This is a genomic window from Aestuariivita boseongensis (assembly GCF_001262635.1).
GTDB classification, from domain to species: domain Bacteria; phylum Pseudomonadota; class Alphaproteobacteria; order Rhodobacterales; family Rhodobacteraceae; genus Aestuariivita; species Aestuariivita boseongensis.
On sequence record NZ_JXYH01000043.1, the window covers coordinates 1 to 14591 of the forward strand.

16 protein-coding genes are annotated in these 14591 nt (G+C 63.4%); 6 read left to right on the forward strand and 10 right to left on the reverse strand.

Features of this window, described 5'->3' with window-relative positions; genetic code table 11:
* Positions 1–1456: ATP-binding cassette domain-containing protein (locus TR61_RS14760; RefSeq protein WP_050931287.1), on the forward strand; the 1456-nt coding region annotated here is incomplete at its 5' end.
* 34 nt (positions 1457–1490) lie between these two features.
* On the opposite strand, the gene TR61_RS14765 is transcribed toward TR61_RS14760, so the two are convergent.
* Both TR61_RS14765 and tyrS read right to left on the reverse strand, forming a co-directional pair.
* Positions 1491–2246, reverse strand: coding sequence for a 3-hydroxyacyl-CoA dehydrogenase (locus tag TR61_RS14765; protein WP_050931288.1), 756 nt, complete (start codon positions 2244–2246; stop codon positions 1491–1493).
* A gap of 154 nt (positions 2247–2400) precedes the next feature.
* Complete coding sequence (tyrS, locus tag TR61_RS14770; RefSeq protein WP_050931290.1) at positions 2401–3648, reverse strand: tyrosine--tRNA ligase; 1248 nt, start codon at positions 3646–3648, stop codon at positions 2401–2403.
* Positions 3649–3711: 63 nt separating this feature from the next.
* Here tyrS and TR61_RS14775 point away from each other — a divergent pair, with 63 nt between their 5' ends.
* Positions 3712–4815, forward strand: a complete 1104-nt coding sequence (locus tag TR61_RS14775; protein ID WP_050931292.1) for an anhydro-N-acetylmuramic acid kinase — start codon at positions 3712–3714, stop codon at positions 4813–4815.
* A 4-nt stretch (positions 4816–4819) separates the two neighbouring features.
* On the opposite strand, the gene TR61_RS14780 is transcribed toward TR61_RS14775, so the two are convergent.
* Positions 4820–5236 carry a cupin domain-containing protein gene (locus tag TR61_RS14780; protein WP_050931294.1) on the reverse strand — a complete coding sequence of 139 codons (417 nt, stop codon included), beginning with the start codon at positions 5234–5236 and terminating at the stop codon, positions 4820–4822.
* Positions 5237–5325: 89 nt separating this feature from the next.
* Here TR61_RS14780 and TR61_RS14785 point away from each other — a divergent pair, with 89 nt between their 5' ends.
* Positions 5326–6393, forward strand: coding sequence for an FAD-dependent oxidoreductase (locus tag TR61_RS14785; protein ID WP_050931296.1), 1068 nt, complete (start codon positions 5326–5328; stop codon positions 6391–6393).
* Here the strand turns inward: TR61_RS14785 and TR61_RS14790 are convergent.
* From TR61_RS14790 to TR61_RS14800, 3 genes are all read right to left on the reverse strand, one after another.
* Positions 6390–6893 (reverse strand): GNAT family N-acetyltransferase, encoded by a 504-nt coding sequence (locus TR61_RS14790; RefSeq protein ID WP_050931299.1) that lies wholly within the window; start codon positions 6891–6893, stop codon positions 6390–6392. The two genes, TR61_RS14785 and TR61_RS14790, sit on opposite strands and share 4 nt — an antisense overlap.
* Positions 6893–8170: a phosphopyruvate hydratase gene (gene eno / locus TR61_RS14795; protein WP_050931301.1), complete on the reverse strand. Its 1278-nt coding sequence runs from the start codon at positions 8168–8170 to the stop codon at positions 6893–6895. The genes TR61_RS14790 and eno overlap by 1 nt, the downstream gene beginning before the upstream one ends.
* Positions 8171–8237: 67 nt before the next feature.
* Complete coding sequence (locus tag TR61_RS14800) at positions 8238–9107, reverse strand: DMT family transporter (RefSeq protein WP_050931302.1); 870 nt, start codon at positions 9105–9107, stop codon at positions 8238–8240.
* A gap of 113 nt (positions 9108–9220) precedes the next feature.
* On the opposite strand from TR61_RS14800, the gene TR61_RS14805 reads away from it, so the two are divergent.
* Positions 9221–10279 carry an AbrB family transcriptional regulator gene (locus TR61_RS14805; RefSeq protein WP_172676992.1) on the forward strand — a complete coding sequence of 353 codons (1059 nt, stop codon included), beginning with the start codon at positions 9221–9223 and terminating at the stop codon, positions 10277–10279.
* 6 nt (positions 10280–10285) lie between these two features.
* Here the strand turns inward: TR61_RS14805 and TR61_RS14810 are convergent, their stop codons facing one another.
* The 3 genes from TR61_RS14810 to TR61_RS14820 form a co-directional block, all read right to left on the reverse strand.
* The gene (locus TR61_RS14810) at positions 10286–10699 is read right to left on the reverse strand and encodes a Fur family transcriptional regulator (protein ID WP_050931329.1); all 414 of its coding nucleotides are present in this window, start codon (positions 10697–10699) and stop codon (positions 10286–10288) included.
* Between the two features lie 82 nt (positions 10700–10781).
* The gene (locus TR61_RS14815; protein WP_050931304.1) at positions 10782–11576 is read right to left on the reverse strand and encodes a DUF533 domain-containing protein; all 795 of its coding nucleotides are present in this window, start codon (positions 11574–11576) and stop codon (positions 10782–10784) included.
* Between the two features lie 102 nt (positions 11577–11678).
* Positions 11679–12386: an endonuclease/exonuclease/phosphatase family protein gene (locus TR61_RS14820; RefSeq protein ID WP_050931305.1), complete on the reverse strand. Its 708-nt coding sequence runs from the start codon at positions 12384–12386 to the stop codon at positions 11679–11681.
* Between TR61_RS14820 and TR61_RS14825 the strand changes: the two genes are divergently transcribed.
* Positions 12385–13044 (forward strand): DUF2238 domain-containing protein, encoded by a 660-nt coding sequence (locus TR61_RS14825; protein WP_050931306.1) that lies wholly within the window; start codon positions 12385–12387, stop codon positions 13042–13044. The genes TR61_RS14820 and TR61_RS14825 overlap by 2 nt on opposite strands.
* Positions 13045–13086: 42 nt before the next feature.
* Positions 13087–13962, forward strand: a complete 876-nt coding sequence (locus TR61_RS14830; protein ID WP_050931307.1) for a DMT family transporter — start codon at positions 13087–13089, stop codon at positions 13960–13962.
* 4 nt (positions 13963–13966) lie between these two features.
* Here the strand turns inward: TR61_RS14830 and TR61_RS14835 are convergent, their stop codons facing one another.
* Positions 13967–14494 carry an RNA polymerase sigma factor gene (locus TR61_RS14835; protein ID WP_050931308.1) on the reverse strand — a complete coding sequence of 176 codons (528 nt, stop codon included), beginning with the start codon at positions 14492–14494 and terminating at the stop codon, positions 13967–13969.
* Positions 14495–14591: the final 97 nt, after the last annotated feature.

The window sequence follows — 14591 nt, forward strand, 5'->3', positions numbered from 1 at the left end:
GGCGACCGCCAGCGGCGGGGAACGCCGGCGCGCCGCGCTGGCCGCGCTGATGGCGCGCGCGCCCGACCTGATGCTATTGGACGAACCCACGAACCACCTGGATATTGAGGCCATCGCCTGGCTGGAGGATGAGCTGAAGGCCACCCGCGCGGGCTTTGTCCTGATCAGCCATGACCGCGCATTTCTGCGGGCGCTCACACGCGCCACGCTCTGGATCGACCGGGGGGTGGTGCGCCGGCAGGAGAAGGGGTTTGCCGATTTCGAAGCCTGGCGCGACAAGATCTGGGAAGAGGAAGACATCCAGCGCCACAAGCTGAACCGCAAAATCAAGGCCGAAGCGCGGTGGGCGGTGGAGGGCATCAGCGCGCGGCGCAAGCGCAACCAGGGCCGGGTGGGGGCCTTGCAGGGCTTACGGGCCGAACGCGCGGCGCAGATCAAACGCCAGGGCACCGCCGCGATGACCTTTGAGGCAGGGCCGAAATCCGGCCGCAAGGTGATCGAGGCGCAAGGGATTGCAAAGGCTTATGGCGACAAGGTGATCCTCAAGCCGTTTTCCCTGACCGTGATGCGCGGGGATCGCGTGGCTTTTGTCGGGCCCAATGGCGTGGGCAAGACGACGCTGTTGAAACTGCTTTTGGGCCAGGAAGCCCCGGATGCGGGTCAGGTCACATTGGGCACCGGGCTTGAGATTGCCGTTTTCGATCAGGCGCGCGCCCAGCTCGACCCGGATCAGAGCTTGTGGGAGAACCTGACCGGCGATCCCGAGATGCGCGTCTCGGGCAAGGCCGATCAGGTCATGGTGCGCGGCCAGCCCAAACATGTGGTGGGCTATCTCAAGGAGTTTCTCTTTGACGAGGCGCAGGCCCGCGCGCCCGTGCGGTCCCTGTCCGGCGGGGAAAAGGCGCGGCTTTTGTTGGCGCGGCTGATGGCGAAACCGTCAAACCTTCTGGTGCTGGATGAACCCACCAACGATCTGGATGTGGAAACGCTGGATCTGCTGCAGGAACTGTTGGGTGATTACGACGGCACGGTGCTTCTGGTCAGTCACGACCGCGATTTCCTGGACCGTGTGGCCGCAACCACCGTGGCGATGGAAGGGGACGGGCGTGCGGTGATCTATGCCGGCGGCTGGTCGGATTATCAGGCGCAGCGGGGTGAGGATCAACCGACCCCCGAACCTGTGAAAGAGGCAAAAGCGCCGAAGGAAAAGCCGAAATCCACCCGTAAATCCGGGCTGAGCTTTACCGAGAAACACCGCCTTGAAGCGCTGCCTGCTGATATCGCCCGGCTTGAGGCCGAGATCGGCAAACTGGAACAGCTTCTGTCCGATCCAGAGCTTTTCACGCGCGAACCCGTGAAGTTCAAGAAAGCCACGCAAGCCCTTGTGGAACGACAGGAAAAGCTCTCTGCCGCTGAGGAGGAATGGCTGACCCTTGCCGAAAAGGCCGAAGCGTGAGGATTTTAGGCGCGGGACTTGTCCCGCCATCCCATCAACGCATTCTGAGCGCGCCGTCGATGCGGATGACCTCGCCATTGAGGTAGCCCATCTCGACGATGAAGCCTGCCAGCCGCGCATATTCGCTGGGATCGCCAAGGCGCGGCGGGTTCGGCACGTCGGCTGCCAGTTGCTTTTGCACCTCTTCCGGCAGGCTGGCCAGCATCGGCGTCATGAAGATCCCCGGCGCAATGGTCATCACCCGGATGCCGTCGCGCGCCAGATCGCGGGCCATGGGCAGCGTCATGCCCACGATCCCTCCTTTCGACGAGGCATAGCCCACCTGACCTTTCTGCCCGTCAAAGGCCGCGATGGACGCGGTGTTGATGATCACACCCCGCGCGCCGTCGGCCTCCGGTTCGTTCTTCGCGATCTCCAGCGCGGCCAGGCGCGCCACGTTGAAGCTGCCCACCAGGTTTACGTCGATCAGGCGGCGATAATGATCCAGCGCATGCGCGCCGTCCTTGTGGATGGTTTTCTCGGCCGTGCCGATGCCCGCGCAGTTCACCGCCGCGGTGATTTTGCCCATCTTTTCCAGACCCAGCGCCACCGCCGCCTGGACCGAGGCTTCGTCGGTTACGTCGGTTTCGGCAAAATATCCGCCAATCTCGGCTGCGATGTCCTTGCCGCGCGACACGTCGCGGTCCAGCAGGGTGACCTGCGCGCCATTGGCGGCAAAATGGCGGGCGGTGGCCTCGCCCAGCCCCGATGCGCCCCCGGTGATCAATGCGGCAGTGTTCTTCAGCTCCATCAGGCTTCCTCCCTAAATCTGAACAGTTGTTCATTAACGGAGTCGCGCGCCGCCTGTCCAGAAGAGAGGCCGGATTTTCGAAAATCCGGCTTCTCTGGTCCCACGGTCGGAAAAGGGTCCATGGATTTTCGAAAATCCATGGACGCCCGGGGGGTCAGCCTGCCAGCTGAACCAGTGCGTGGCGCTTCTTGCCTGCGCTCAGCTTGACCGGAGAGGCCAGCGCCCCCGCATCCAGCATCAACCCCGCATCGGTCAGCGGCGCATCGTCAATCCGTGCGCCGTTTTCCGCGATCAGGCGCTTGGCCTCCTTGCCGGACTTGGCCAGCCCCGCTTTGACGATGGCCTGCACCACCGACAGCGGCAGATCGTCTGGGGTCACGGTCAGCGTCGGCAGATCCTCTCCGATACCGCCCTTTTCGAACACTTCCCGCGCGGTTGCCTCTGCCGCCGCGGCCGCTTCGGCCCCGTGGCACAGCGTCGTGACCTCATTGGCCAGAACGATCTTGGCCTCGTTGATCTCGGATCCTGCCAATGCGCCCAGACGTTCGCATTCCTCGACTGGCAGTTCGGAGTAGAGCTTCAGGAACCGACCCACATCCGCATCGGTCGTGTTCCGCCAGAACTGCCAGAATTCATAAGGCGACCGCATATCCGCATTCAGCCAGATCGCGCCATCGGCGGTCTTGCCCATCTTCTTGCCATCCGACGTGGTCAGAAGCGGCGTGGTCATCCCGTAGATTTCGTGATCCAGCACGCGCCGAGTCAGGTCGATCCCGTTCACGATATTGCCCCATTGATCCGATCCGCCGAACTGCACCAGACAGCCATACCGCCGGTTCAGCTCAAGAAAATCATAGGCCTGCAGGATCATGTAGTTGAACTCAAGAAAGCTCAGCGATTGCTCCCGATCCAGACGAGATTTCACCGATTCAAAGCTCAGCATCCGGTTTACGGAAAAATGCCGCCCGATATCGCGCAGGAAATCCAGGTAATTCAGATCGTCCAGCCATTCGGCATTGTTCAGCATCAGGGCATCGGTCGGCCCATCACCATAATCGAGGTATTTGGCAAAGACCTGTTTGATGCCCGCGATATTGTCATCGATCTGTTCAGGCGTCAGCAGCGGCCGTTCATCTGCACGGAAGGACGGATCGCCCACCTTGGTCGTACCGCCCCCCATCAGCGTGATGGGCTTGTGGCCTGTTTTCTGCAGCCAGCGCAGCGTCATGATCTGGATCAGCGATCCCACATGCAGCGATTTGGCCGTGGCATCGAAGCCGATATAACCCGGCACGATCCCGCTGCTCAGCGCGTCGTCAAAAGCCTGATAATCGGTGCAATCGGCCAGAAAGCCGCGCTCCATCATCACGCTCATGAAGTCTGATTTGGGATGGTAGGTCATATCTTGCCTCGGGTTTGATTTCCGGGGCACTCTATAGGCGGGCAACGGGCAAAGGAAAAGGCCATGAATAAGGCCAAAGGGGCAGGGGAACGCCTGCGCGTACTGGGCGCGATGAGCGGGACATCCCTTGACGGTGTGGACGCAGCCATTCTGGACACGGATGGCGAGCGGATCTTTGACTTTGGCCCCTCCGACTATCGGCCCTATTCCGATGACGAACGCGAGGTTCTGCGCAGCGCCCTCGGCCAGTGGCTGGGCCCTGATGTCGACCGCGCGGGAGAGGTCGTTGATGCCGCCCATATAGCGCTTCTGTCCAACTTCGACCGGCCCGATCTGGTGGGCTTTCATGGCCAGACGCTGGCCCATGATCCGCGCGGGCGGGGCACGCTGCAGGTGGGCAATGGCGCGGCGCTGGCCGACGCGCTGGGATGCCCCGTGGTCTGGGATTTTCGCAGCGACGATGTGCGGCTGGGCGGAGAAGGCGCGCCGCTGGCGCCGTTTTTCCATTTCGCCTGCGCCAAATGGATCGGTGCGACCGCGCCTTTGTGTTTCCTCAACCTCGGCGGGGTAGGCAATATCACCTATGTCGATCCGAGCCGCGACCGACCCGAAGACCCCGGCGCCGTGCTGGCTTTCGACACCGGCCCCGCCAACGCGCCGATCAACGATTTCATGTATAAGAAGCTGGGCCTGCCCATGGACCGGGACGGCGCTTTGGCGTTGAGAGGCACGGTCGAAACCGGCGCGCTGGAGCTGTTTCTGGATGAACCTTACTTCCTGCGCATGCCACCCAAATCATTGGATCGGAACGATTTTCCGGAAATGATCGGGTTGGTGTCGGAGCTGTCGGATGCCGATGCGGTTGCCACGCTCACCGCCATGTGCGCCGCCGCAGTAGCCCAGGCGATGGATCACATGCCCACCCAGCCCGAACGGATGCTGGTCACGGGGGGCGGGCGCAACAACCCCGTTCTGATGGAGATGCTGCGCGTCTCGACCGGATGCTTCATCCTGCCGGTGGAAGAGGCGGGCCTTGACGGCGACATGCTTGAAGCGCAGGCCTTTGCCTATCTTGCCGTGCGGGTGATGCGTGGCCTGCCCACGTCCTGTCCTTCGACCACCGGTGTCAGTGCGCTGGTGGGTGGCGGAACGATCAGCAGGCCGTGAGGCCTTATCGTGGAATGTCGAAACCCGGCGGCGCCAGGGTGAAACCCTCGAACTGAAACCCCGGCGATACGGTGCAACTGACCAGCGTGTAATCGCCTGTGCTGCGCGCGGCCTGCCAATGGCCTTCCGGCACGATGACCTGCGGCGCACCTTCGGTCAGATCCGGGCTCAGCACATGATCGATGGCTGGCCCCGCATCATTGGCGCTCATCGACAGGATCAGCGGTGCGCCTGCGTGAAAAAGCCAGATCTCGGTCGCATCGACCTTGTGCCAATGGCTGGCCTCTCCGGCCTTCAGCAGGAAATAGATGCAGGTCCCCGTGGGCCTGCCGTCATTTTCGGCCACCCAGGTCTGGCGGAAATGGCCGCCTTCGGGGTGGGGCGATAGCTCTAGCCGGGCAATGATCTCATCTGCGGTCATGGCGCCAAGGTGAAAGGCTTTGCGTGCCAGCGCAAGGGGTTGTGGGCGCGCGCGCGCGTCTTAGTCTGGCGCGAAAGAAGGAGGGCAGCATGTCCCAGCGAATCGTGGTCATCGGCGCAGGTATCATCGGCGCGGCCATCGCCAGCCATCTGGCAGAGGCCGGGCATGATGTGACCGTGATCGACAGGACCGGACCCGCGGCCGAGGCCTCGGGCCGTTCCTTCGGCTGGATCAATGCCAGCTTCTTCGCCGATGCCGCTCATTTCCGCCTGCGCGCCGCCGGGATCGACGCCTGGAGGCGGGCCGGCATGCAGGATGTCACCTGGTCCGGCAGTCTCTGGTTCGAGGAGGACGGCGCAGGCTTCGACGTCATGCTGACCCAGCTGCAAGACTTCAACTATCCCGTGGAACCCATTGACCGGGATCGTTTTTGCGAACTGGAGCCTCATGTCGCCACACTGCCCAAGCGCGCCCTGCGCCTGCCGTCGGAAGCCGCGGCCGAAGGCGGGGCGGTCACACAAGGATATCTTGCCCGCGCACAGGCCTCCGGGGCCCGGGCGCTTTTCGGCGTCGATGTGCTGGGCATCGACACGGCCCATGGCGCGGTAACCCATGTGGTCACGTCTGCCGGTGCGCTGCCCGCCGATCAGGTGGTTGTGGCGGCCGGAACCGGAACACCCGGCATCGTCGCCCCGCTGGGTGTGAACCTGTCCATGCTGCGCCGTCCGGGTCTTCTGATCACCACCCGCGCGGTTCCGCCGGTCCTCTCCCATATCCTGATCGCACCGGGACAGGAGCTGCGCCAACTCCCGGACGGGCGTTTCCTCGCACCCACATCGCCCAATCATCAGGCCGATGACGCCAGCGAGTTGGAGGCGTCTGCCCAGGACCTGGCCGAAACGGCTCTTGCGCGGGTGGCAAACCTGCTGCCGGATCAGGCTCTTTCATTGGAAAGCATCACAATGGCCTTCCGCCCCGTACCCGAAGACGGCCTGCCCGTGGTGGGCCCCGCAGGCCCGGACGGGCTTTACATCGCCACGATGCACAGTGGCATGACGCTGGCGGCGATCATCGGGGAACTGGTCGCGCAAGAGCTGACGAATGGCGGCACAGCCGATCTGCTGGCCCCCTACAGGCCCGGTCGCTTTTCTGCCTAAAGCGTCATTTCAAAGAAATACATCTTCTCGACCATCTCGTCCGGAATTGGCTGATACGGTCCGCGCTCTTCAAAGCCCATGCTCAGATACAGCCGGTAGGCCGGCACCTGCCGGCGGCTGGTGTCCATCAGGATGCGCGAAAATCCGGTCGCACGGCAGTGATCGATCAAGGCCTGCGTGATGTCCCGGCCCAGCCCGGTCCCGCGCGCATCGGGTCGCACATAGATGCGTTTGAGTTCGGCCGTGCCGGGCTCCAGCGTGTGAAACATGCCGCAGCCCATAGGCGTCTCATCCTGCATAGCCAGAACACACCCGCCATGCGGCGGGCTGTGTTCCGTGGCAAGCACCTCCATCATCGCGGTATAGGCGGTTTCGGAATAGGCTTTGCGTACATAATCCACCTCGGGTGAGGGGAAGGTCAGCAGGTAATCGCGATACTCCCAGCACAGCGTTCGAACGGCGTCGAACTCTGCATTCGTTTGGGGGACCGCGATCCGCATCATGCCTTCAGGATCGACCGGCCCGCATATTCCGCCGTTTCGCCCAGCTGTTCTTCAATGCGGATCAACTGGTTATACTTGGCCAGCCGGTCCGACCGCGCCAGTGAGCCAGTCTTGATCTGACCGCAATTCGTGGCCACCGCCAGATCGGCGATGGTGGCATCCTCAGTCTCGCCCGACCGGTGCGACATCACATTGGTATAGCGCGCGCGATGGGCCATATCGACTGCTTTAAGTGTTTCCGACAAGCTGCCGATCTGATTGACTTTTACCAGCATCGAATTCGCGCATCCGCGCGCGATGCCATCCGCCAGCCGCGCAGGGTTCGTCACGAACAGATCGTCACCCACAAGCTGCACCTTGTGACCCAACGCATCGGTCAGCGCCTTCCAGCCGTCCCAGTCATCCTCGGACATGCCATCCTCGATCGAGATGATCGGATAATCCTTCACCAGCGCTTCCAGATAGGCGACGTTCTCATCGCTCGACAGGGTCTTGCCTTCACCGGCCAGCACATATGCGCCGTCCTTGTAATATTCCGTCGCGGCGCAATCGAGCGCCAGATAGATGTCCTCACCCGGCGTGTATCCGGCCTTTTCGATGGATTTCAGAACAAAATCAAGCGCATCACGGGTGGAGCTGATGTTGGGCGCAAAGCCACCCTCATCCCCGATGCCGGTCGAGAGGCCCGCCGCAGACAGCTCTTTCTTCAGCGTGTGGAACACCTCGGCCCCCATGCGCACCGCGTCGCGGATATTGCCCGCGCTGACGGGCATGATCATGAATTCCTGAATGTCGATGGGGTTATCGGCATGCTCGCCGCCATTGATGATGTTCATCATCGGCACCGGCAGGATCCGCGCCGATGTGCCACCGACATAGCGGTACAGCGGCTGCGTGGTGAAATCGGCAGCCGCCTTCGCGGTGGCCAGCGACACGCCCAGAATGGCATTCGCGCCCAGACGGCCCTTGTTGTCGGTGCCATCCAGTTCGATCATCGCCGCATCGATGCTTTGCTGTTCGGTGGCATCAAAGCCCACCAGCGCCTCGGCAATCTCACCGTTCACGGCGGCCACGGCTTCCAGAACACCTTTGCCCATGTAACGGCTCTTGTCGCCATCGCGCTTTTCGACCGCCTCATAGGCGCCGGTCGACGCACCAGAGGGCACCGCCGCGCGGCCCATCGTGCCGTCTTCCAGGATCACATCAACCTCCACTGTGGGGTTGCCCCGGCTGTCCAGGATTTCGCGTGCGAAAATGTCGATAATGGTGCTCATGTCAGTGATCCCTCGGGTCAGATTTGAGGGCGTCTTAGCCGCCAAACCCCTTGAATGAAAGGGGGGGTTACGCCGAAGAACGATGTTTGCGCTCACGCCACAGAGTGAACAGCCCCGAGGCCACGATCAGCGCCGCCCCCACCAGCATCAGCGCGTCCGGACGTTCCCCGAACACGGCCATTCCGAAGACCAGCGCGAACAGGATCCGCGAATACCGGAATGGCGTCACAAACGACACCTCGCCCACCCGCATGGCCGCCACGATGGCGTAATAGGCAAACACGCTCAGCGGGATGGCAAAGCCGATGTAAAGCCAGTCCCAGCCCTGCGGCCGCACGGGCGGCGCACCCAGCACCGCACCCAGAAGCAGCGCGGCGGGAATCAGCACCAGAAAAGCCCAGAAACTCAGCTGTTCGGTGCTGATGGTTCGGGGCACCCGCCGCGTGGCCAGGTCACGGATCGCAAGGCCGATCACGGCTTGCAGCGCGAACAGGGAATAAAGGTCAAACCCCTCCATCCCCGGCCGGATCACCAGCAGAACGCCGATGAACCCGGCGAAAATCGCGCTCCACCGCCGCCAGCCCACCGCTTCGCCCAGAAACAGCGCGGCACCCAGCGTCACGACCAGCGGCGTCGCCTGCAAGACCGCCGATGCAGTGCTCAGCGGGATCAACGCAATCGCCGTCACGAATCCCAGCGTGCCCAGCACTTCGCCTGTGTTGCGCATCAGAACGGCGGGCGACAGCGCGGCGCGGGAAAACAGGCGCTGTCCCTGGGCGCGTGCGGCCAGCCCAAAAGCCAGCCCGCCGCCCATGCCCAGAATCAGGATGATCTGCCAGGTTGGCAGCGATCCGGCGAGCAGTTTGATGAACATATCCTCAACCGCAAAGCCTAGCATTGCCGCTGTCATCCAGGCTGCGCCCCGCAGGTTGTCCATCCGGTTGATCCTTTTTCGTGATGGTCTCGCCATGCCTCAAAGGCGGGCAGGGGGCAAGCGGCAACGCGCTTGGCGCTGGCCTGCCCGTTCCAGCGCGTGATAGGTCTGTGACCATGACCACACCCGCCCACTGGCACAGCCTGAGTTCAACGCTGTACACCCTCGCCATTGCGGGGGGCGGAGCCGCGTTGGCCACATCGATCAACCTGCCCGCGGCCCTGCTGACCGGGCCTGCGCTGGCCGTCAGTGCCGCGGGTCTTCTTGGCCTTCGAATGGAGATCGCACCCCGCCTGCGCGATCTGGCCTTCCTGATCATCGGCGTGGGCATCGGCAGCACGGTCACGCCGGAAACCCTGTCGATCATGGCGCAGCTTCCTTTGGCCTTCGTGGTGCTGTTCGTTCTGCTGTTTGCCATGATGCGCGCCTGCCAGAGCATGCTGGTGCGGGGGTTCGGCTTTGATCCCCGAACCGCCATCCTGGCCGCCGCTCCGGGGCATCTGAGCTTTGTCATCGGCCTCAGCATCGATCAGGGGGTGGACACGCTGCGGGTCACCGTGGTGCAGGCGGTCCGGCTGCTGGCGCTGACGCTGATCGTGCCGGTCATCGCCCGCCTCATGGGGGTCGAGATCACGGGCAATCCGCTGGCCAGCGGCGCAACGCTGCCCTGGCTGCAATTCGCGGGGCTTCTGGCGGTGTCCTTCGCCTTTGGTCTGGGTCTGCAGCGGCTCAGGGTGCCGGCAGCACTGCTGATTGCGGCCATGGTGATTTCGGCGGCGGGGCATGGGGCCGATCTGGTGCAGGGCGGTCTGCATCCGTGGCTGGGCACCGTTTCATTCGTCACCATCGGCGCCTTGATCGGCACGCGGTTTTCCGGGCTCAGCTGGTTCGCCTTGCGCGCCAGCTTTGTCGCCGGTCTTCTGGTGACTACGCTTGCCTCGTCCATCGCGCTGCTGGGGGCTTTGCCCGTGGCCTGGTTGCTGGGTCTTGATCCGGTCACGGTGCTTGCGGCCTTCGCCCCCGGCGGGTTCGAGACGATGATCGCCCTTGGCGCGGTGCTGGGTGCAAATCCGGGCTTTGTCGCCGCCGCCCATGTGGCGCGGCTGATGTGCCTGACGGGGCTGATCCCCTTCATGCTGGGCCGGGCGGGACGCCTGAGGCAACCGGGAACCTGACCCGGCCTAACCTTTCTTCAACGGCACGCCATAAAGCTCCAGCCGGTGGCCTCGCAGCTCGTATCCCAGTTTTTGCGCTATCTTTTCCTGCAGTGCTTCGATCTCGGCATCCACGAACTCGATCACTTCCCCTGAGTTCATGTCGATCAGGTGGTCGTGATGTTCCCGCTCCGCATCCTCGTACCGCGCGCGCCCGTCACCGAATTCCAGCTTGTCGACGATCCCGGCCTCCTCGAACAGCTTCACCGTCCGGTATACCGTCGCGATCGAGATTTTGGGATCCACCGCACTGGCGCGGGCATAAAGCTCTTCCACGTCCGGGTGATCATCACTGTCCTCGAGCACCTGAGCGATCACCCGGCGCTGCCCGGTGATCCGCAGGCCCATGGCCTCGCAACGTGTGATGATGGTATCGGCCATGTCCGCGCCTTCCCCCCGTATGACCTTATCCAGGATCGCCATGGGGTTTAACGGCTGTGCGCGGGCATGGCCAGAGGCTTGGTCACGAATAAAGCGGCTGGGTGCCCATCTGCAGATGGATCGCGTTGACGCTTTGCTGATCCAGACCTAATTCAGCGGCCAGTTGGTCAAGATATTGCGCCTCGGCGGCGCTGTCGATGCGGATGGTCATCAGCGACATCGCGTAAACCTGGCCCTTCTGCATCTCGGGCGTGGCGTCGGCCAGCCCCTTGATATCGATGGGCGCGGCCAGTTCGGCACGGACAAAGGCCATATCCTCCTCATCCGCGTCGCCCAGGGTCTCAAGGATCTTGGCCTGTTCTTCCGTGTCGATGCCTCCGTCGGATTTCGCCGCCTGGATCATCGCGCGCAGAAGAAGCGCTGCGGTCTCTTCCATCTCGGGGGCGGTTTCCTTCGGGTTCATCGCATCGGCCATCTGCGCGGCGCCCTGGCCGGTCATGGCCGCGGCCCCGCCCAGCATCGCCATCAGACCCGCCAGGCCTGCACCGCCGCCCGCGCCGCTCAGAAGGCCGCCTTTCTCGTCCTGCGATCCGCCGCCCATCAGCGCCGACAGGTCGAACCCGCCGCCCTGCGTCAGCTTGCCCAGCATGTCCTGCAGATTGCCCATGCCACCCGCACCGCCGGCGCCCATCTGGCCCATCATCTCCTGGATCTGCGCCATACCCGGCATTTGCCCGGCCTTGGCCTGCGATCCCGGCACCTGAGCGCCGCCGCCGCCTAGAAGCGCGCCCAGACCACCGCCTCCGGTCATCTTGTCCACGCCGCGCGCAGCGGCATATCCGATGGCCACCTTGGCCAGTGTTCCCATCAAACTCATCGCGATCGTCCTTTCACAACTCAGAAATACCCCTGACGACACCCACAGTGGCAGAAGATCACCCGATCCAAAGAGAAATATGCCCGCCCGCGCGGATTTGTGTCAGACGCGGGTGATATCGGCCCAGACCGCCAGATGGTCCGAGGCGGTCTTGGCAGGCCGCTTGTCATGCACGTCATAGGCCAGCGCGCGCAAATCGGGGCTGAGTGCGATGCGGTCCAGCGGTGCAACCGGCGCGGGGGCGGGAAAGCTGGGGCGCGGCGGCAGAAAGCGCATGGCGGGGGCGGCGCGATCCAGAAGCGGCCCGCGATCCCAATCGTTGAAATCGCCCGCCCAGATCGTGGGCACCGGATCGCGCGGCGCAGTCTGGCGCATCAGCGCATGAAGCTGCCTGCGCCGCCATTGCGCCAGAAGACCCAAATGCGCCCCCACGACGCGCAGCCGCCCCAGATCGGTGTCGAATTCGGCCAGAACCGCGCCGCGCGGCTCCAGCCCCGGCAGGGTCAGCCGGTCAAACCGGTGCAGGTGCACCGTGTCCCGGTGCAGCATCGCATTGCCATGCCAGCCCAGCGACCCGGCCCCGCCCAAAGGCACCACATGCCAGCCGTGATCCTCGACCAGATGGACGGGCAGGGCGGCCGGGCGCGGAGGCAGGCGCTTGTCGGCTTCCTGCAAGGTGATGATATCCGCCCCCAGCGCCTCCAGCACGCGCAGGGTGCGCGCGGGCTTGCGCCGCAGATCGCTACCCATACATTTTTGAATGTTGTAGCTTGCGATACGCAAAGACCGGGAAGGAGGGGTCGTCGTCATGCGGTTTTCCGATCACGCGATCCTGACATGGATCATCTGGTGCTCCTGTCTGACTGCCGCCCTGGCGGCAGTGGTTGCGGGCAACTGGACGGTGGCTTTCGTCGCGCTGATCACGCTGGCCACCTCGGTCCTGCCGGTGGTGGTTGCCCGATATGCCGGGCTGGTGGTGCCGCGCGCTTTCATTGCCGCCATCGTCTTTTTCATCTTCGCCACCCTCTTTCTGGGCGAGGTTCTGGATTTCTACAACCGGTTCTGGTGGTGGGATATCGCCTTGCATGGCGGCTCGGCCGTGGGGTTCGGCCTGATCGGCTTTGTCGCGGTCTTCATGATGTTCCAGGGCGACCGCTTTGCCGCGCCGCATCTGGCGATCTGTTTCTTCTCGATGTGTTTTGCCGTCTTCATCGGCACCATGTGGGAGATTTTCGAATTCTCCATGGACACGCTTTTCAACCTGAACATGCAGAAATCCGGCCTGCCTGACACGATGGGCGATCTGATCGTGGACGTAACCGGTGCCTTTCTGGGCGCGGCCTTGGGATATCTCTACCTGCGCGGGCGCGAGAGGGCCTTCCTGACCCATCTGATCACCGAATTTGTCGAACGAAATCCGCGGTTTTTCGGCAAGGCGCGCGAAAAGCGTCACACCGACCGCATGTAACCCCGCTTGACATCCCCGCCCGGGCGCAGACCAGATGCGCCCATGGAACGCAAAGACAACGTAGATGCCATTGGCGCGGTGATGCTGACCAGCTTCGCCTCGCTTCTTGCCTTCAACCAGGTGGTGATCAAGGTGACCAGTGGCGGCTTTGGCCCCGTCTATATGGCCGGTCTGCGGTCTGTGGGAGCCGTCGTCGTCATCCTGATCTGGATGCGCCTGCGCAAGGTGTCGGTGAAAACCCCGCCCCAGGCGCGGCTGGGCGGGCTTTTGGTGGGCATCCTCTTCGCGGTCGAGTTCATGGCGATCTATTCCGCCATCGACATCACCACCGTCTCGCGCGCGTCCATCATGCTTTACACCATGCCGGTCTGGCTGGCGCTGATCGGCCATTTCGTCCTGCCGGGCGAAAGACTGACCCCGCGCCGCAGTATCGGGTTGGGCCTTGCGATGATGGGTGTGGTGATGGCGCTTCTGGATCGCTCTGGCGCGCATGTCAGCCTGTGGGGCGATCTGCTGGGGCTCTCCGCGGCCATCTGCTGGGCGGGCATCGCGCTGACGGTGCGCCTCACGCCGTTGTCGCAGGAAAAGCCCGAGCTTCAATTGCTCTGGCAACTGGCAATCTCGGCCCCCGTGATGATGATTGCCGCCTATGTCATCGGCGACACCGTCCGCGATGTGCAGCCTCTCCACCTCTGGGGCATGCTATTTCAGATCTTTTGCGTCGCCAGTTTCGGCTTCCTGTGGTGGTTCTGGCTTCTCAAACGGTATCCCGCCTCGGGCGTGGCCTCGTTCAGCTTCCTGTCCCCCGTCCTGGCCGTCTTCTTCGGCTGGCTCATCCTGGACGAGACGATCAATCTGGGCACCTGGCTTGCGCTGGGGCTGGTGGCGATGGGCCTGGTGCTGATCAATCGCAAGTAATGCCTCAGACGGCGTGTGTTTCGTCGAAGAGCGTGGTGACCGAACAGGTCTGGCTCATCCCCATCTCTTCACGCAGACGGGCGCGGGCGCGCGCCAGACGCGACATCACCGTGCCCGCACGCACGCCAATGCGGCGGGCCAGAATGCGCGGGCTGGTCTCGCCGGTCATCACCAGCTTCAAAAGCCGGGCCTGATCCTCGGGCAGCCGGTCGATGGCGGCGCGCAGCTCGGCGCAGGCGATCACGCGGGGCGCGTCCGGCGGCGCGCAGGCCATATCATCGGCCAGCTCATCGGTTTCGTGGCGCGCGCGCCATTCCGACCGCGCGATGTTGCGCAGCGTGGTCATCGCATAGGCGCGCGGATCGGCAATCGACGCGCCGCTCTGATAGCGTTTCCAGATCTTCAGCGCCGCTTCCTGCGCCAGATCCGCGGCATCCGTGGGGTTGTCGCACAGCTTGCGCGCCCGGCGGTTCAGAAGGGGCAAGACGTCAATCAGCTCCTGGGGCAGGCTTACGATCTGTGGCAGCGACATATCTTCCTCCTGTGGGGTCGTTAACGAGAGACCCCCTTACTTCTGGGTATGATTGAGGCATTGAAAAGACGGGGTTTTCCGCCGATCGGGCCAGTTT